We start from the raw sequence: 19,982 nt of genomic DNA, 5'->3' as shown, positions 1-19,982 counted from the left end.
TGGACTCCTTACTCACACAATCACTCCTACGACATTTTCAAAAGCATGTTTTCCAGCAATCGTACTCTTGCACTTGAAGCGTGAAGCATCCCGATCCCGATCTCCGGATACAGTCTCACTAACCGAGACAAACTCTCTCCTTGCAAAGTGAGGACGCGTACCTCATCAAATATCGCTTGTGCCGTAACAGACGATGGCGAACCGTCTAAGGCCGTTGTTTCGCCTACCGCTTGCTTAGGTCCCAAAACGCCAATCGTCGCAGTCTCGCCGACTCCCGTCTCATTACTTAATTCCACATGGCCCTCAATGAGAAGATACATGGCCGCATTGGGTTCTCCCCGCCGCAATAAATAGGTTAAATCCTCATGAACTTCTTCTGTCGCAATTCCCGCAATTAAACCTAACTCATCAACGGACAAGTCCGCGAATAAGCTGACTTGCTTCAAAAAGATCACTTTATCCAGCATCGTTAAAAACTTACGTTCTTCCTTCATATCTGCACGCTCCAATGCACTTAGTGCGTAGATAGCAATATCCTTCAGCCAGCTGTCTGACCATGTTGTAGCCTCTTGAAGCAGCACCAGCGGCTGTAATTCTTCCATGACAACTGCCACGCCTTCTTGTTTCAATTGGTCTAATAAAGCATAGGCCAATTTGCGATCGCCGAGTCCTTCTGCAAGAACTTCTAAACCATTCTCACGGAGTTCGACATTCGCATCTTGAATGGCTTCACGCAGCGTCATAATAATCCGCTCATCAACGAGCTTAGCCATGACTGACCATGCCCCGTCTATAAGCGCATCATGGAGCTCACCACAGCGCTCCTTCGCTAGTTCAGCAAGCCCCATGAGACCAAGCTCCTCGAGCGCAATCGGCAGCACTCGTTCTTGTGTCGATGCTTGCAGTCGCTGCACGCAAAGTTCCACCAGCAAGGAACGCAATTTGTCTTCCTCCAACAGCTCAGCGAGTGTTGTGACTATGGCATTCCATATAAAAGGATTCGGATGGTGACTGTACTCAAGTAGTGTAGGCAATGCTTTCTTGCCCATATCCACGAAGGCTTGCAGAATGGCTTTGAGCAGCTCCTGATCTGCCATGGATACCATCCCCAGCATGACTGGAATGCTTTCGACGTGTTGAAGCTTACCTAGACAATGCGCAGCTGCCACCTTCACAGCAGGACGTTCCTCATCGAGTAAGGACATGACCCAAGCTGCATAGGAATCGAGCTTCAGATCGGCTACGGTATGGCAGCCATAGACAGCCCATTCTCCGCCGGTATCCAGCATTTTGATAATCGCTTCATCACAGGCCGCAAAGCTCTCTTCACTTTCCAGCGCATACAAGGCTTTGGCGCCTTCATGTACCACTTTCGGGTGATGATCGAGCAGCTTCACTCTGATAAAGAAATGAGATTGGCTTCTCAAATGAGAAGCTTTCGAAATTAACTTCACACATTCAGCCCTAACCTCTGGATCCTCATCTTCCAAAAAGGAAGCCACCTGCACGAGGTCCTGAATCGTCGCCCCCTGCAAGTTCATCGCACGTAATACCGCAATGCGAATCCGCGAGCTCTCTTCTCCAATCATTTGGATCAAATGAGGCAGGAATGCCGAGTCCTTCGCTTTACCAATAATTTCTAAGGCTAGCTCCCGCACGTAATCATTGGGATGCTTCAAATAGGCCAGAATTGCCGATAAAGCCTTGGAACTGCGAATGCCCCCGATAAAAGAGCTCGCAATCTCCGATAAATCACCATGCAAAGATTGTACGCTTTTGACCAATTCCCGAATATACAGATTTCTACCGAACCAAGCTACAACGACCAATATCCCTGCGATCACGACACCAAGCCAGGCAAGAGGCGACAATTGAAGGAGACCGAACGAATGCAGCACGGAGAAAAGCGAACCAATGAGTATACCGCCAGAAGCAGCAACCCCTTGTGCGAAATAACGGTAGCCATCCCGTTTGGTCATCGGCATCATTTTGAAGAAAAGCTGATAACAAGGCTCTGCAATGTAATACAACAAAATATAGAAAACCGCATATGATCCCGAAACCATCACTAAGCCAAGCGATTGATTCATGAATAACGCTGTAAGCCCAAAACCGCCAAAGAAGAGCAGTGTGATGCCTAGTAGCATATTACTGGCGCCTAACCAGTTCATTAAGCGCGTTGATACCGTTTGTAATAACAAACAGAACGTAAACTGAATGGCCGTAATTAAGCCATAGAATGAGGTTAAATCCCCTTCGTTAGAGAACTTCGACTCCGCAGCTGTGAAGTATTGATACTCCATCATAAAATAAACGGCGGGCATCAGTGTCATGAGTGCAACGGCACATAGCAGAAAAGGACTTTTCAGCATTTGCTTCGCATAGTAGCCGGAGGACTGCTGCTTCTCTTCCTCTGCGCTCGAGACCAACTGCACTTTATTCAGTCGTTTGTCTTCCTTTAAGGTTAACGGGACTAAATATCGCATAAGCGCTCGACGGAAAAAGACAAAACCGAACACCATGAGTATAGGGGCTAGTGCATACACCGCTTCCGTACCTAGAAGTTTCCCTAGCTGGTGAGCGAGTAAGCCTGCTGTAATTCCCCCCGTCGTTGTCGCAGCGATGAACACAGGCATAAGTCGTTTCGCCTGTTGGGTAGGACACAAGTCGAAAGCAGTACTCCATAGGAGCAAAGTAAGTTGTCTCACGACAAAATTTGAAGTGAGGAATAGAATCGGATAGTAATAGCGATAGTCAATGCCTCCGAGCTTAAATCCAAGCAATACGGCACCATTCAGGAAGAGCAGACCCATCAGGATGACGTATAGCGTACTCATCATCTTAGCCTTTGGCAGACGGTTCGCCAGCTTGGCTAGGAGCCAGCCTTCGAGCGGCATAATAGCGGCTTCCACCATATAAATATAGGGCAAATATTGCACACCGAAGCGTTGATTAAAAAGTGCCATGAATGCCGTGTAATTCAAGGATTCTGCAATGCCGCTAAAGTAAAAGATCGGCAGCATCATCCAAAGCTTCCGACTGTCTTCCGTGCGCAGCCCTATCCACCCTCTTAAGGTTCCTTGCATCTCATCAGGTCCAATCTATTAGTCTATCTGTCAAGGGGACAGTGGTTTGTAGAAGGCCAATCTAGCTTCACCTTCATAGTAATAATTTGGATACGTACCAATTAATTCGAAGCCATTGGCTCTAAACATCTTTTGAATCGGGATATATTCGGGCAAGTCACAGGTGTAGGTTAAAATGTAACGCCCCTGTGCGGCACGGGCAAACGTCTCTAATGCTTGAAATAACACCTTCGCAAATCCATGTCTACGATATTCACGATGCACAGCCAAGTAATCCCACAGGAATCCGCCTGACTGATGTTCATTCTCTTTGCAGCTCGTTACCGCGATGATTTCACCATCTTCATTTTCAATAAACCAATGCCGGTGATTGCGCTGGGTTAAGCTTAGCATTGGCGCATGACGGAAATGCTCCAGTTCGCCTGGGGTATGATGCTGATCATCAAAAGATACTGGCGATAAATAGAAATCAGTAATGCGTAAAGCATCCTGCTCCGTTGTTAATTCATGTACAGTCAAATGACTCACTTGCATGTCACAATCTCCTCTTTATGAAACCGATAGTGTTCCATTCCATTCACCTGTCGTACCATGTTGGAAGTATTCATCACACATGTAGAAATACAATTGCGCTGCTTTGTCTTGACGATTTTGCTTAATGACCATTAGGAAAGCTTCACGAGCGTCATAGAAACGTCCGACCTGATAGTACATAACCGCTTGCTCGAACAAGGCTTTCGTCTTCTCTTTCAAAGCGCGTATCGTATCTGCATCACCTTGATAAACATCAAACAAGTGAAGTGGCTCTTTCACACCATCTACTTGTATCAAACCAAGATCGCGATAGAGGAAGTCAGAAGACTTAACCAAGGACTTAATCACGGAATCCGTGATCAGAATGGATGATCCTAACGGATCCGTCATTTTCTCTAACATGGTCGCTAGGTTTACACCATCGGAAATTACATTTCCTTCCAATCGTTGTTCCTCTCCAATAATACCAAGACGAAGAGGCCCCTTATGTAAACCGATACCGAAATCAATCGGCGAATACCCCACTTTTATTCTATGCGCGTTGTATGTATCTAGCTCCTTCCTCATCTCCACACAAGCGAGCAGCGCTTCATCAGCCTGATTTGGGAAAAGAGCCATAAATCCTGCCCCCAAATATTTATTCATAAGCCCTTCGTGCTTGCGGACATACGGACCAAATCGTTTGAGGAAGGAATTAACAAAATTAAAATTTTCTTCTGGCGACAGCTTTTTGGATATTTGGTAAAATCCTCGAACGTTAAAAATCAAAATCGACATGTTCTGTTCTACTTGATCCCCAAGCTCGACATCTAGAATGCTTTCTTTGTTCAAGAAACGCAAGAACTGTTGTGGAACGAATCGATAATAGGACTGACTGAAATTCTCAACCTTGGTGATGTAATCTCGAATCCGAGCAGCCATCGTATTGACGCTGTCTCCCAGGTCCGACACCTCATCCCGTGAATTGATTTGGACAACCGTATCCCAATTTCCTTTGGCAATTTCACCAACGCTATTGCGCAGCTTGCGAATGGAAGAGAGAAGAACATACGTCATTAGCACAAGCACCAGCAATAAACCAACCGAGATAAGAGCAATATTGCGAATAATCGAATTCAGGACCGATTGGCGATGCTTTAGCAACCCATCTAAATTCTTACTTGTTTCAAAAACACCAACAATTTTACCCGCTGAGTTGAAAATTGGTGCAATGGCATAGCGCCATTCTCCCGAGAAATCCTCCCATTGGCCTGTTGCTGGCTTACCTTCGAGTACAACCTGTTGATTCTCTGGTGTTTGCTGGAATGGATTAAACATATGCATACCATCATCGTCTTCCAAAATACGATAAATGACGCCATCTTCATATTTGTATACAGCCTTGTAAAATCCTTGGTTATCATCAGTCGCATTATTCTCGAAGACAGATTGTATCTTCTTGCGGAACGACTGATAAATCGTGCTTCGATAGTCTAGAGGAGAGGTGAGGCTTTCCAACTTATCTCCATCCACCAGATTTTGACCATTCTTGGCAAGCAATATCAGCTCACTGAACGTCTCTTCTTCCATTTTCTTCGAGAAACTGTTGTAAATAACGGTAGAGAGAAGAATCATGGCGACAGCTACGACCGGTATTAAAATGAAAACTTGCTTCATCATAAGCGGCAAGCGTCTCTTAAACAGGTGAACAAACACAATTCTAATCGCATACAGCACCAGTAAAATGAAGACTACAGCAATCGACCAGACCAGAATTGCATGGTTTTGAGCAGACTGACTAAACTCCGCTTCAATAAGTGCAGGTGTGATCGTACCATCAGGCAGTCGGCGATTGATTTGAGCAGACTCTACGATAATGAGGCTGCCATCCGGACCAATACTGCTAGCTGTCGTGTCAAAAGCAAGCTCTGCACCACTTGCCTTGGCTTTCTCATCGTCAACAAGTGCCTCTAATACATACGGTTGTTGCGGATCAAGCCTTGTAATCATACGTGAATTAAAATCTATAAAAATGAGCCGTCCCTGATTATCCAAGTGCAAGCTTTCTGGGAAATTGCGTCGTGTGCGATCTACCCCGGGAAGCGGATAGATTAACTCGGAGCGGCCATCGCTCATAGCACGATAAATCTCACCACTGCGCGTGGAATAATAGATGCTTCCTAACTTAAATCCATCTGCTTCTGATACGTACTTGTTCTCAGGAAGCGCAATCGTATACATAAGCTTAGGCTCTGTTGTAGAACTATTTCCTGTGGTTGTTTCATACAAGGATAATTTCTTCACTTCATCGTTAAAAAAGTACACCATGCCCTCATGCACTTGCACATTGCGCAAAGAGCCAAGTCGGTATCTTTTGTTCTGTGAATCGCTATACTCCTGTGTGAATAGACTGCGATCAAATTCACCATTTGGATTGTAGCGTACAATCTGTTCGGATTTCACCGCGATCCCATAGGGATCTAACAAGGTACGAATCGTATACAAATACCCTTGATCATCAACGGCCATATCGTTAAAACGATACACTTCTCCATTTTTCCCAGTATCACTTGTAATGGAGAACTGGAGAATACCCTGGGCATTCAATTTGTGAATCGTTTTTTTGGCGTTATCGATGACGAATAAGTTATTTTGTGAGTCTGAGATGGCCTTCGATAATCCATCGAAAGGCATGCTTTTTTTCCAAGGCCACAGCTGGATGCTCTCTTGATGCGTGCCCAGATAAGTACCTGCAGCACCTAGTAGCAGCAAGACGAGCAGCAATGCCGCAATCGATTTCTTCATCGCTTGTAATCTCCTCTTAATTGGTAATCTGAATGATTTGCATCGCTGCGTTCCAGTCAACACCCAGGCCTAAAGACTCGGAAATAAATCTTAATGGCACATAGGTCCTACCATCTAGCAGCAAGGATGGCCCATCGATCACGATAGGTTGCCCATCCATATAGGCGGTAACTTGGTTAATTGAACTCGTAATTGTTGTATATTCCGTACTCACGGTGACTGTAAAACTCTCAGGGTCCCAATCTACCGCCGCTCCGAACGATTCGGAAACAGCTCGTATAGGTAAATAGGCTTGTCCATTTATTATAACAGGCGGAGCCGTGAATTTGATAGAAATATTGGAAGAAAGCACGTTTTCTGACGAAAGAGGTTGAATCGTGACAGGAATCTCTGCCGAATCAGCCGTAGCAGGGATGGATGTTATGCTCGCTAAGCTTTCGGCGACTGCTGCAAGTTCTTGCAGCTCCTCAGGCGCGTATTTCGTCTTCTCCTGGAGCTGAAGCTCGCCTAGCAGCTTCTCGACCTGCTGTTCCAGCTGCGCTTGTACGGCCGAATCCGCTGGCAGCTCTGCCAGCAAGGCCTGTACCGCGTCCAGCTTCGCGAACAGCGCAGCCTTCTGCGTCGACAGCTTCGCTGCGTCGACGGCTTCGAGCGAGCGGGTCAGCGTCGCCACCCGCTCCGTGTCCTGCTGCGCCTGCGCTGCGCTCAGCGCAGCCTCAAGCTTCTGCTTCGCTGCTTCGAGCGAAGCCAGACCCTCGGATGCGCCTACTTGCGCATCCACGAGCTGCGCCTGCGTCGCGAGAAGCTGCTGCAGCATGGCTGCAGCGGCTTCCGGCTCGCCGGCGGCGAGGGCTTGCTCCAGCTTCTGCTGCTGGAGCTCGGCTTTGGAGGCCAGCTGATCCTCGCTGGCCTGATCCCCGGCGGCGGGGGTTCCTTCGCCGCCAGTACCGCCATCGCCAGGCTCAGCCGGCGATGTTTCCTCGGACAGCGCTGCGATCAGCGCGTCCGGGTTGTTCACGAGCGCCATCTGCGCGAGTGCGGCTTTGGTGTCGCCTTTGAGCAGCGCCTCCAGCATGCCTAGCTGGGCTTTCGCATCCTCCAGTTGCACAGCAATATCCGCGATGTCATTCAACTTCATAGCTGCTACAGCATCTTTCTTAGCAGCCTCTAGCTTCTCAATATCTTGTTTCAACGTATCTATCTTGCCTTGCAGCTGTTCAGGTGTCTCTAACGATGCAATCGTGCCAGGCTCCTTGATTTCAACCGTCACCTTAAGCGCATCTACAGCCTTTTGGGATAGGACAGATGAACTAGATGGGTTGGTTAAATCTTCAGGATCTAACGCATCGTCCATGCCGATCCAAGCAGCACCAGGTGCATCAGATTGATACACCATGCCTTGTCCGGATGTTGCCATCGTAGCAGTAGCTGCTTGAAAAGCTGCTGGCGTTAAGGCTTCCAGCTTTACTTTATAGGAACCAATAATGACTGTCCCCAAACCTTCCTCACCATCTGCGCCTTCTCCTTCTCCTTCTCCGGTATTCTCTGAATTCCCGTCTATACCTGTGTTTCCAGTACTTCCGTCGCTTCCTGCCTGACCGTCAGTTCCAGTAGTGCCTGTACCACCTTCGCCACCGACAGTCCCACTACCGTCACCTGTGCTCGCACCGTCCTCCGTGCTTGGAACAACCAACTGTCCGGTGCTTCCTTTGCCATCCAGTGGCAGTGTTTGAATCACTTTTCCTTTCTTATAAAGCACGACCTTCAGCTGATCTATTTGACTGAATTTCAGTGTTAAATTACGAACAGACTTATTAATCTTAGTCAGTTTCCCAACACGTTTACCCGTTTTAGTAAAAATGGCGTAATCCGTAGCACCCAGCTTTTTGCTTACACTAATGCTGAAATCGCTAAGCAATTGCCCCACCGCTGGCTTTAACTTCCAAGTACCTACAGGTGCTTTGGGCTTTTCCGGTTTCATTGGCGACAAGCCATCATCGATATCACGATACGGCAGTATCCCTTCGCGAAGCGTACGATTCACAGCTCCGCCTGTTCCTAAATCGAGCTTGCCGAGCGCCATTTTATAAGCAATCTGTGCAGCCACAATCTGTTGATCCGCTTGCTCAACCGCATCCTTGTACAGCTGCAGCTCCTCTGCTTTCATTAAGCTTAGCTTGAGCTTTTGGTTCGCCTTCGCCAAATTTGCAACGGCATTATCTCGATCACGCAGCGCTTGCGCATAGCCCTCTTCGGCTCCCTTCGCCTCTAAAAACGATTGCCTAATATCCGCAATAACTGCGTTTCGGCTTTCGACTTCTTGCAGCTGCGCCTTATTCTGTTCCATCGTCGCTAAAGGCAACGCATTCGTTAGGTCATCTAAATAACGCAGTCCATCAAATTCACCTTGCAGCAATGACTTGGGAATTGGAATGAACCCCAGTAGCATAAAAAAGCCCTGCCAATCCTCTTTCACTCGTCCAAGCGTTTCATCATAGCTCGCTTGAAACAGTTCCATATCCATTTCTTTCTCTTTGAATAACCCATCCATCACCCTCATGCGAGCCGGACCAAATTTACTGCTATATAAATTGCGAGTCGTGTTCAGCTTTTCATCCGCCAAACGCCGAGTTTCTGTATCTCTTAAGAGGCTTATGGTCGATTTTTGACCCATAGCAATGTAAGTAGGAAGCCTCTTTTGATTTAAATCCGCGTAGTCAGGCCGGAAGGAGAGATCCACTTTATTTTCCATATCAAGCTGAAGTAATTTACCTAGAGCCAACCGGCTCGACTTTGCCGTCAATTGCGCTTGTTTGTAATCGGACGCCGCTTTCTCAAGCGCTTTGTCCACTTTGTCTTGTTCAGCTGCATCGGACAGACCATATTTCCGCTTCGTCTTTACCGTATCTACCGCTTTTCTCGCTTCTTCATATTTCTTACGAGAACGCTCCTCCGCCACAGAGTCTTGATAGGCCGTTAAATAGCCCTTCTCGATGTCATATCGCGCTGTATTTGATTGCTGCCGCAATGTTTCTTGCGCGATAAACAACTGCGACCTCGCATCTGGCACCTTCAAACGCGTGCTTATATCCTGACTTAAATTATGAGGCTTGGCGAATAATCCGGAAGCTTTGGCTTCTTCATTGTTTACCGTATGCTGAGCTTGCTCTAATTCAATCCGCTTCTTCAGAACATCCGTTCTGGCATCGCGAAGCTGGGTATTCCTTTTAAGCCCTTGATCAATAGCCTCCCGCATGGTTAAAGCCTTGACCCCAGCGGCTTCTGCATGAACACTTACAGCGATTATTGAGGATGTTGCCAACAGGCAAGCCAGCCCTATTTTCACCATTTTTAAACCAATCAGGATAAACCCCTCCGCTCACGTACTTCTCTCTCTTTATAGTACAATATCTCTACGACTCTCGCATCCATTCTTTAGGGAAAAATAGCGAAAATAATCGAAGATAGGATTAGATTGCCGCTTATAACCTTTTCTAGTAGTATAAAAGAATGAGATAAGCGAAATTTGCCGAATATTGCACGGGAAATAATTTTTTAAGGAAGGGGCTGCTACAATGGGGAATCTAGTATGCGGCGGTGCGATGCTGCAATGCACGTTCGGTGCTGCACCTGGCTCATTAATGGTACTTCCTGCCAATATGGTTATGACCGCGATGCCTATCGCCAACATCATGGATAATAAGCCCATGGTAAATATTTTACCGTTCGGTATGTGCAACTCACCATCGAATCCAATGGTTGCAGCGGCGACAGCCGCAGCTCTTGGCGTATTGACACCAATGCCTTGCATCCCTGTCACAGCAGCACCTTGGGCACCCGGATCTCCCACTGTTCTTGTCGCCAACATGCCAGCTTTAAATAACAGTTCCAAATGCATGTGCAATTGGGGCGGCGTTATTTCCATACAGCAGCCTGGTCAAATGACGATTCAGGTACCGTAGATATTTGAGGTCCGAGCCGGGCCTTAACGTGCGCTCCGATGGTCCGAACGTGCCCCTGCTCCAATCGACAGTCTCATTATGGCCACTATCCCATTGGCTCAGGAGATGAATCGACGCTTTCGGAACTGAGCGAAGGGGATAGCCGTGAGAGAGCTTTCTCACAAGAAACCATGAGATATGCCTAGGATGCTGATGCAACCGGGTACTTGCTGGAGACACTAATGAAATAAGGAGTGAACGCATTGGAGCCGATCAAAACGATTGAAAAAGTGCTGAAGCCTATCGTAGCACCTTTCATCGGACATATTATGAAAGCCATCTTAACCGTTGGAAGGCTGCCTAAGTTAGCGATTATTAAATTTCAACAAATGATGCGAGTGATGCTTCAAACTCGTGAATCCTCTCTGAAAAACTACGTATTGATCGGCTCCTACTACATCTCTAAGAGACTGCTTATTTTCATCGTATTGTTCATTCTAGTTCTTATTTTCTTCATCTTCATTCGCCCGCCTAAGATCGTGAATAAATGGTTTAATCGTGTACCTGTACTCCAAGAAAACACCCCTAAGCTCACCACTTTTTCTGGGAATGGCAAAATTGTCGATCCCAAAAAAGAAGCACGCTACGTAGGTGATCTGGTGGATGGTCTTTATTCAGGAAAAGGTAAACTGTATCATGCCAATGGCCTTCTCGCGTATGAGGGGGATTATGAAAAAGGTCTGAAATCCGGAAATGGTACGCTCTATGATGAGCAAGGGCATCTCCTGTACAAAGGAGCTTTTACCGCTGATGCCTATAACGGTGCGGGTACGCTATATAATGAAAAACAGAAAGTCGTGTACATCGGTGAGTTTCAAAACGGGGTATTCGGCGGTGCCGGCAAATTATATGCTCCGAGCGGTGATTTGCTCTATGAAGGAGGCTTCAACGGGGGCATGTACAATGGGGCAGGAAAGCTTTTCTCCTCCGGAGGCATTGCTCAATACGAAGGTGAATTCTCGGCTAGTCTATATAACGGGGCCGGTAAGTTGTATGATGCGAAGGGCATTCTCCTTTACGAGGGCAGCTTTAAAAATGGCAGCTATTCGGGAGATGGTACGGAGTTCTACCCTAGCGGCATGATGAAATATAAAGGTCAGTTCCTTGTAGGCCAGTATGGCGGAGAAGGTGTGGCTTTTGATGAAAAAGGCGTACCGCGCCTCAAGGGCGCGTTCCAGAGCGGCGCCTTAACCGGCGCCGGGGAAGCCTATGACGAGTTGGGCAAACTCGTCTATAAAGGCGATTTCAAGGCTGGCGTCTATGACGGCCTTGGCACGTTGTTTGACGCAGACGGCGCGCCACTGCTGCGTAGCTTCTGGGCAGGCGGCGCGATCAGCCTGCCGAGCTTCATCGGTTTGTCCAGCAAGAAAGTCGAAGACTTGCTGGGCAAACCGGCGGAAGTGACGCTGCAGGATGACAGCGTCATGCTCGCGGGCCAGGAGGCGGCGGTCGCAGACGCCTCCGGTGTAGAGCCGGCCGCTGACGGCGCCGGCGGGGTTGTTGTGCCAGCCGCAGGTGCTGGCACGAATGCGGGCGCAGCAGCGCCAGTCGGCGTGAAGCTGCTGCTGAGCTACCCGGCCTACCAGCTGTCGCTGCTGGTAGAGCCGTCGAAGACAAACCCGAAGGAAGCGGTCGTCACATCGCTTAGCATCTGGGGCTCGAAGCCTTTGGCGCTGCTGCAACCAGCTATCGAGGCCTTCAAAAAGCTGACTGAGCCAAACGAAGCTGGCTACAGTGTGATGGAGCTGGAGGTTGGCGCTGGTGCTGGCGCCTATAAGAATAGTTACTTTAAAGGTGATTATCTATTTACACTCACCCATTTCAACGCAACGAAAGAAGCTCACCTGCTGCAGGTGAGCTCCACCAAATAAACGACCCCGAAGTGACTTGCCCCATATCGTCACTTCGGGGTTTTTGTGATATGATTCAGTTAACTCGAGCAATTGATTAGAAATGAAACTTATGTCCATAATTGAAACGGGGCCACTCACTCATGACGAAAACACAGAATAACGAGCATTTGTCAAAAGAAAGCTTCCTAGAGAGAATTTCCCGTATGTATTACGTACTCGAAATGAGTCAGCAGGAAATTTGCGAGCAATTGAACATTGGCCGTTCTTCTGTAGCTCGTTTCCTGAGCGAAGCCAGAGAGCGAGGGATTGTGCAATTTCAAATCCGCTCCGATCTGGATGGCTGCCGTCATACAGATTTGGAAAGCCAACTTATGAAACGCTTCAAGATGAAGGATTGTGTCATTTTTCGCTCTGACGAATCAGGCACTTCCTTCGAGGTACTCGCTAGCCAATATTTGAATTCTATCCTTCCTACACACGGTTCCATCGGTCTAGGTTGGGGGAAAACCTTGCATGCCGTTGGCACTCAAATGCATTTGTGCGATCCGCGTCCTGGCTTAAAGGTGATCCAGCTTTCCGGCGGGTCCGGCGCCAAAGAAGAGCTCGTTCCCGCTGCAACCGTTATTCAATTATGGGCGCAATCGCTTCGCTGCAGACCTATCTTGCTCCCCGCGCCTGCGATCGCCGTTAACGTGGAAGTCAAAAATAGCTTTTTACAAGACCCAAGCATACAAGAAATAGTTTCTGAAATTAAGAAGATAGACGCCGCTGTCGTCGGAATTGGCCATACCGGTGAAGATGCCACCATTATTACGTCAAATCTGGTACCAGGTTTAGGCAGTCAAGCGCTGTCCGCTTCCAGCGTTGGCGATCTAATCTTTCATTTTTATAATGAAAAAGGCGTGTTCTCCGAACCTAGTCTTAGCAGCCGTGTCGTTGGCGCCACCCCTGAAGAGTTTCAGCAAATTGAGCTTCGCATCGGCGTTGCTCATGGGGTGAGCAAGAAGAAGGCGATTCAAGGTGCCTTGCAGGGTCAGCTTATTCATGTCCTGATTACAACCGAAGAGACCGCGCGCGAGCTGCTGGCAACCGAATAACTTAGCTTCGCCTCCCCAACATAAATTTAATAAACAAACCGAGCTACACTACGTGCAGCTCGGTTGCTCCTTCCATCCCTTCGGGAAGCAGGATCGATATGTTCAGTTCGGCTGGAGCCCATGCTTTAATATAAATCCGGCCATCACTTTGAATTTTCCAAGAGACATCGATACGCCCTTCTTCGGGCAGCGGAACGCTCCCCTTCGCCCATGTAAGCCCACATGGGTTAGGCTGAATAACCACATCGCGCCAGCCTATCTGCTCTGTCTGCTCACAAGTTACTCCCAATACGGCACTTCCCAGGAAATACCCAGGTGCTGACGACCAAGCGTGACAATGACTACGCGTTAATTGGCTTGGCGTAGGATCAGGACCATCCGTTTTCGGGTATGTCTCCCAGCAGGTCGTGGCTCCATAATCCAACATACGCCCATATTGCAGACGGATATCATCCACCAGCTTACGCATGTTCCCCATTTTGAGTAATGCTTCATAATAGAAAAATGACATGAATGGGCTGCCGATCTTGACGAACGCTTCAGGCGGCGACTCTAAGTATCGCTCCACATTCGCTTTACGCTCATTGCTCGCAATATCGCACAAATACGCGACGACTTGCGTTTGCATACTGAAAACTTCCGAACGTCGTCCATCGCTATGCACACAGTCCAGATAGGCCTGTCGCTCCTCTGACCATAGATGTGTCTCGATCGCTTGTCGCAGCGCATCCGCTGTTTGTGTGAATCGCTCTCCTACTGACGCCATCCCAGCCAAAGCTGATAGCTGTGATGCGGATTGGAAAGCTTTAACGAGGAACATATTTTGATGGGTCACGGTACCGTTACGGGGCTGATCCAAGGGCGCCCAATCTAAGAAGTTCCATGCCTGCATGGTTAACAGTCCGTTCACATCCAATAACTGTTCATAGTGCTCCAGCGTATATGCCACATGCGGCCATATCTCGTGTGCATAATCCAAATCGCCGGTTCTAATCACATATTCGTGGCAGGCGATCACCCAGAAGAAAGTCCAATTCGGAATAACACTATTCCAGCCGCTAGGTACCTGATCTGCATAAAGAGGCGTCTGCCCCCTTGAACCAGGCACAAGATTCAAACAACGCTTGACCAAAGACTCTGCGCCATATAAATAATAGGTAATTAACGCTTCATTGCGGCTGTCTCCAACCCAAAACGTTTGTTCATATGCCGGACAGTCGACATACGTATCCTCCATACATAGCTTGACGGTATGGCGGCTCATTTCCCATATTTCGTTCAATCTGGCATCCGAACAGCGGAACTGTCCGACCTCGGCTACTGGATAGTTACTTTGCAAAACGTTCACGCTGTATAATCGTACGGGACGCTGCGCTTTGCGTACGGTAACGATCACATACCGAAAGCCTCGCCGTACTTGAGAGGTGTACGTTTGTCTACCCTCACGGCAGACGTAGCGCAGCGAGTTGTCCAAGTAATGCGTGTAGTGGACGTTACCTTCCTGCATATATTCAACACCGAAGAAATCCATCACTGTCCCTGCATCTGCTTCCACTTCAAATGAAAGATAGCCTGACCATTCCGTGCCAAAATCAATAATAAACTCTGTATCATCTTCCCCAAAGGTTGGAACTTCTGCATATCCGACATGCGCCATGACCGCTTGCTGTAAACTCGCAGGAACTGGCTTCTGAATCGCATGCTTTTTCCAAGCCGTCAATGTGTAGACGGATTCAGGGCTGACAAAGGCCAGCGAAGCTGGTGCGATCGGGACTCCTAGCTTAACTATTTCATTGATTGAACTGGAAGTGCTAATGCTGCAAAAAGCTTCATATAATCGTTTACTACTGTCGTCCAGCCCTGCGACCAAATCTTCTTTACCTGCACACGCTTGAATAAGTCGATCCTGAGCCATTTGCTGTTCATCGACCACATGATCAATATATTCATAGTTTTCTACAGCTCCGATGGAGATAAAAGGCGAGAACGCCTCGCCAGCATTTACAGGGGAAATCACTTCAAACGGTACCTCGCAGTTAATCCCCATAAATATTCCTCTGCCATGATCTGAGCCAGCCAGCTCAAATAACAGCAAGTGTTCACCTTCTATCAGATCCACATCCAAATAGAGATCCTGACTGCCTTGCCCCCTGAGACTCGACTTCGGATACCGAATGCCATCCACACAAACCGCATGTAAGAAAGGCGGTACATACGCAAAGCCGATCGTGATGCTCGCTTGTTCTGACATGCGAATGGTCGTACCCACATGCCCTGCGTATACCGTAGAATTACCATGCGTGCTATCACTTACGAGAATTGAACGTGCATCTAAATAAGCGGTCCATGGCAGCGGAGTTACTTGATGTAGGGATTCAATTCTAGACGGGTATATGCGTTCCTCTGTTAAATATGGAATATCCCGAGGGGTTAATTCCACCCAGGGCGCCATGCCTACCTCGCCAATCACAAAGGCGTTCGCCCAATCGCGATCGTCATAAGCTGACTGGCACCACTGCTCATCCCAAATCCCAACATCAACCCACTCAGCAAAGGCAAGCTGCAACGACATCCTTGGCGAACGCGTCTGATAGCCCTTGTGCCGTTCCGTTTTCCAAGCACCATCCGTCCCAATCCAGCCTTCATCTTGGTTCTCACCTTCACCTGAAGTCCAATCGATCTGGGCTAACAGACCCCCGCGCCCGCGAATATAAGAAAATGTAGAAAGCCCGTAATGCATCACCAGGAGTGCAACCGAATTCGGTTCACCAGGCTTTAGCCAAGGGCGGATATCATACGTATCGTAAGCTAGTTCGTGCGGCCAGCTGCGAACGGGTCCTCGTCCGATCAACGTTCCGTTTATATAAAGCGCATAGCGTGAATCAGCGGTGACGGAGATGTCAGCCTCCCGCCAACCTGACGCCGGCACATCGAATGTCCTGCGAAAACAGTGCCATTCATTGCGCGGGCTTTCTTCGCCATCACACCAAATCCATGAGGCCTGCCAGTCCTTTGACGATATAGCCATATTTACTTGCTATCCCCCTTGATGTCCTTACACCGCGAATCACTCCGTTACCATCGTGCGATATTCCTGCGGGGTAAGATTCATTTCTCTTTTGAACACCTTGGCAAAATAATGGGCGGACTCAAACCCTGCATCTACAGCGACCTCATGGACTTTAAGCCGCGTGTTCGCGAGCAGTTCTTTTGCCCGTTTCATGCGCAGCTCTTTAATCCGGTCGGTGACTCGAATTCCAGCGGAAATTTTATATAATCTGGACAAGTACGTTGGATGCAGATAGACGTGATCCGCTAATATATCAAGCGATAACGGTTCGCTAATGTGCTGTTCAATGTATAGGTTGACGGCGGCAACAATTTGAGAAACGCGATCCTTCTGCTCACTTTGCTTCAGCGAGAATAGCAGCTCGGACAATTCAGCTAAATAGGCTTCCGCTTCGCGCCATACAGGGAGCAACGAGATGTTAAGCAGTGGTTCCGTTCTCATCCGTCGTGACACTTCGGCAAATAAACCCCGACGATTCAGATACGTCAAGAACATGCCGCTCAGCGCGTACCGAAATTCAATAATGAGCGGCATCCCCTCACCACAAGTGGCAGCAAGCGCTTCAAGCGTACGAGTAATGTCCCCGAATAACGGAATGAATTCTTCCTTCTGCCCACTTTCTAGGTGCCATTCGAGCTTTTTCATTTTTTGACTCAAAAGTGCTCCATCCGCTTGTGCGGCTATGTCTATCGTTCTGCTCGTTTCCCCCGCTTCGGACATTACCGTTTTCGGCTCAAACAACAACACTTCCTTGCCCTCGCCAAGTCCTTGGCGGAACATCTGCTGCAGCTTGAGATGCTGTATGCTCAGGTCTTCCCATTCACACGAAGCCGCGCTGACCGCGAACGATAGCTGCACATCGAGCAGCTTCGCGCAGCTGGCCTGAATGTCCGACAATGTGTCGCGTACGAACATTTCGCAGTTGCGCCAACGCTCCTCCACCTCGTGCAGCTCTGAGGCCGCAGGCTGAATAAACCAAACGAACTCCGAACCACGCAAACTGCAGGATGCTTTTGTTAATGGGGTTAAATATTCATCAGCAATATTTTGCACCCCATAAACGAATAGGGATTTGTCGTATGAACTGACGACGTCTTGCCGCCAAGCATCGATCCGCCCTGCAACAAGGAGCACCTCTTCTTTAAAATCTAGCGGTATCTCAAGCTCTCTCATCCGCGTCAGGGTTGTCCCCCTCGGCTCGAACTCTCCCTCCAGCAACCCCATGAGCAGCTCCTTCCGCTGCAAGGGAAGCGATTCACGCACTTGAAGCTTGGCTCCTTGAATGATCCGATCTACTTCTAATTCATCCTGCAGACGAGCGATCGCTTTGCGCACGGCTGCGAAGATCGGCTCGTCGCCTTCTATTTTCAGAATATAATCCACACCGCCATGACGCATCGCAGATTGGATATAGTCAAAGTCGCCATAACCAGTTAAAAAAATCATTTTGCAACGAGGCCACAGCTCCATAATTTTGGGCTGCAGCTGCAACCCACTCATCCCTGGCATATGAATATCGGAAAGAACGATATCCATCTTCGCAGCACTGACAATACGCAAAGCCTCGACTGCTGAATAAGCGCGATACACCTCAAGCTCAACATCTCCCCAATCCAAGAACTGCTCATACAGGCCGTTTACGATTCTCGGCTCATCGTCCACGATTAACAGCTTATACATGAATTGACTCCCTGCCCTTCTCGCTGATTGCTATCTTGTCGGCATGCTCCTGGACAAGCGGAATGCATAGAATAACCTGATTTCCTCCACCAGGCCTGCGGTTAAAAACCACACCGCCTTCCTCGCCAAATTCAAGCCGCAATCTGCGGTGAACGTTGATGACGCCAGTCGTTTCAACATTGCTCCATCCTGAAGATGCCTGCAGTTTGTGTTGCAGTTCGTCGTAGTCGGCTTGCTGCATTTCTTCTCCATTATCTTCCACAATAATGAACAGTTTATTGCCTTCTTCCTTGAAGCGTACCTCCAACAAGCCGCCTTCCAGCGTATTGCTTAAACCGTGATGGTAGACATTCTCAATGATCGGCTGCAAGATGAGTTTCGGCACTTCCACATTGGCATAATGTTCAGGCAGTTCAGCAAAACGGGCAATAATACGATCCTCAAAACGGAACGATTGAATATCTACATAGGTTTGTGAAAAAGCTGTCTCTTCCGCCAGGCTAATCTGCCCCTTTTGCGTCCTGGTAATAAACTGGAAATATTTACCCAAGTACGAAGTGAAACGAGCAATATTATCGTTTTCTTCATTTTTGGCCATACGGTATAAAATAAAAAAGTTATTGTATAAAAAATGCGGATTGATTTGCGATTGCAGCTGTCGCAGCTCGGATAAATTGGCTCGGTATTGCTGTTCATACACTTCATGAATTAATTCTTTAATCCGGCTAACGGAATGGTTATACTGCTGATACAAGTAACCAAATTCATCCGATCGCTTGTAAACAAGTTCTTTGTCGGGAGTGCCATTCTCAAGACCTCTGAAAGCTTGAATTAATCGACGTAAAGGCTGATGTATTTGCAAGAAGATCCAATAAGAGAACACAATGATAATCAGTACCGAAATGACAGACAACACCCAGAACCAGACTCGGAACTGCTTCAAAGCTCCCAGCATTTGCGTTTCAGGCATATACATAATCAGAGAAAAGCCTAGCTTCTGCGATTTTTCAATATTAACCCAATAGGTTTGACCATCAATACGAAGCACTTTTTCACCTTCAGCACGGCTCAGCTGCAAGCTGTCCATTATGGCGTGCATAAAGTCTGTACTGCTTGTTTTACCGTGGAGCAGCCAATTTTCATCGTGCCCGACTACAAACGCACCGCCGTTGCCGTCGATCTTCATCGTATCTAAGACATCGCCGACGGCAGTGCCGTCGATCTCGGCGCTGACAAGAAAACGAGGTTCGCGACCGTTAATTAACGCCAAATTAGAAAAGGGAAAGCTCACATACAAGCGATCATCGCCGTAAACGAACGGGTTGCCAACTTGTCGGCTCGCACTTTTTAACAAGTCATACTCCACCTCGCTCAGTTGCCCATAAGCGGCAGCGGAGGAAATCAATCTTTTTTCGCTAGGTAAGTAAATACTTGCCTCCCGTACGTAGCTATTCAAATTGCGCAAGCTAGTTAAGCGACTCCTCGTATTAATGACAGCGTTTCGCCAGTCAAAGTCGTTAAATATTTCCCCAGCGCCGCTTAACAAACCAACGTCTCGATCGTTAACGAATTCTTCCTGCATCCGAATGATACGGTTGAAGTCGCTTTCTAGTTGACGAATATAAAAATTAACACTGGATTTCATAGACTCTTCTATTTTATCCTGCACATTACGCTCGGCGTAATTATTCATCATCAGGCTGATGGCATATACAGGCGTCAGGACAATGAGAAAGGACAGAATCAGCTTCGGATACAGTTTGAACAGCTTTTGCAAGTGTCGCAATGTCATAACTCCCTTCAACTTTCTCCACAAAAATTGCTTTCTATGGTTTCCACACACATGAAGGAAGCTCCTGCTCTGCTTAAAGATCGAA

General features: G+C 48.0%; 10 protein-coding genes. 3 read left to right on the top strand and 7 right to left on the bottom strand.

All coding sequences use genetic code 11. From position 1 onward, the window contains the following. Positions 1-26: 26 nt before the first annotated feature. From J2736_RS15935 to J2736_RS15920, 4 genes are read right to left on the bottom strand one after another with little or no spacing between them, the layout of a single operon-like run. A complete protein-coding gene (locus J2736_RS15935) occupies positions 27-3,086 on the bottom strand; it encodes a HEAT repeat domain-containing protein (protein ID WP_310499590.1) in 3,060 nt (1,019 codons plus the stop codon). Between the two features lie 30 nt (positions 3,087-3,116). After that, positions 3,117-3,620 (bottom strand): GNAT family N-acetyltransferase, encoded by a 504-nt coding sequence (locus J2736_RS15930; RefSeq protein WP_310499589.1) that lies wholly within the window; start codon positions 3,618-3,620, stop codon positions 3,117-3,119. A gap of 15 nt (positions 3,621-3,635) precedes the next feature. Further along, entirely contained in the window at positions 3,636-6,404 is a 2,769-nt protein-coding gene (locus J2736_RS15925) for an adenylate/guanylate cyclase domain-containing protein (RefSeq protein ID WP_310499588.1), read from the bottom strand. Between the two features lie 16 nt (positions 6,405-6,420). Further along, positions 6,421-9,726: a stalk domain-containing protein gene (locus tag J2736_RS15920; RefSeq protein ID WP_310499587.1), complete on the bottom strand. Its 3,306-nt coding sequence runs from the start codon at positions 9,724-9,726 to the stop codon at positions 6,421-6,423. A gap of 253 nt (positions 9,727-9,979) precedes the next feature. Between J2736_RS15920 and J2736_RS15915 the strand changes: the two genes are divergently transcribed. From J2736_RS15915 to J2736_RS15905, 3 genes are all read left to right on the top strand, one after another. Further along, a complete protein-coding gene (locus tag J2736_RS15915; protein ID WP_310499586.1) occupies positions 9,980-10,366 on the top strand; it encodes a DUF4280 domain-containing protein in 387 nt (128 codons plus the stop codon). 242 nt (positions 10,367-10,608) lie between these two features. Then, positions 10,609-12,276, top strand: coding sequence for an MORN repeat-containing protein (locus J2736_RS15910; RefSeq protein ID WP_310499585.1), 1,668 nt, complete (start codon positions 10,609-10,611; stop codon positions 12,274-12,276). Positions 12,277-12,398: 122 nt separating this feature from the next. Then, positions 12,399-13,355, top strand: a complete 957-nt coding sequence (locus J2736_RS15905) for a sugar-binding transcriptional regulator (protein ID WP_310499584.1) — start codon at positions 12,399-12,401, stop codon at positions 13,353-13,355. Between the two features lie 43 nt (positions 13,356-13,398). On the opposite strand, the gene J2736_RS15900 is transcribed toward J2736_RS15905, so the two are convergent. The 3 genes from J2736_RS15900 to J2736_RS15890 are packed head-to-tail and all read right to left on the bottom strand — an operon-like array spanning position 13,399 to position 19,897. Then, positions 13,399-16,383, bottom strand: coding sequence for a family 78 glycoside hydrolase catalytic domain (locus J2736_RS15900; protein WP_310499583.1), 2,985 nt, complete (start codon positions 16,381-16,383; stop codon positions 13,399-13,401). Between the two features lie 39 nt (positions 16,384-16,422). Beyond that, positions 16,423-18,105 carry a response regulator gene (locus tag J2736_RS15895; RefSeq protein WP_310499582.1) on the bottom strand — a complete coding sequence of 561 codons (1,683 nt, stop codon included), beginning with the start codon at positions 18,103-18,105 and terminating at the stop codon, positions 16,423-16,425. After that, positions 18,098-19,897: a sensor histidine kinase gene (locus J2736_RS15890; RefSeq protein ID WP_310499581.1), complete on the bottom strand. Its 1,800-nt coding sequence runs from the start codon at positions 19,895-19,897 to the stop codon at positions 18,098-18,100. The genes J2736_RS15895 and J2736_RS15890 overlap by 8 nt, the downstream gene beginning before the upstream one ends. Positions 19,898-19,982: the final 85 nt, after the last annotated feature.

The organism is Paenibacillus qinlingensis (assembly GCF_031455095.1).
Lineage (GTDB): Bacteria > Bacillota > Bacilli > Paenibacillales > NBRC-103111 > Paenibacillus_E > Paenibacillus_E qinlingensis_A.
The sequence above is the reverse complement of the archived record's forward strand: the minus strand, read 5'-3'. Positions and strand labels throughout refer to the sequence as shown.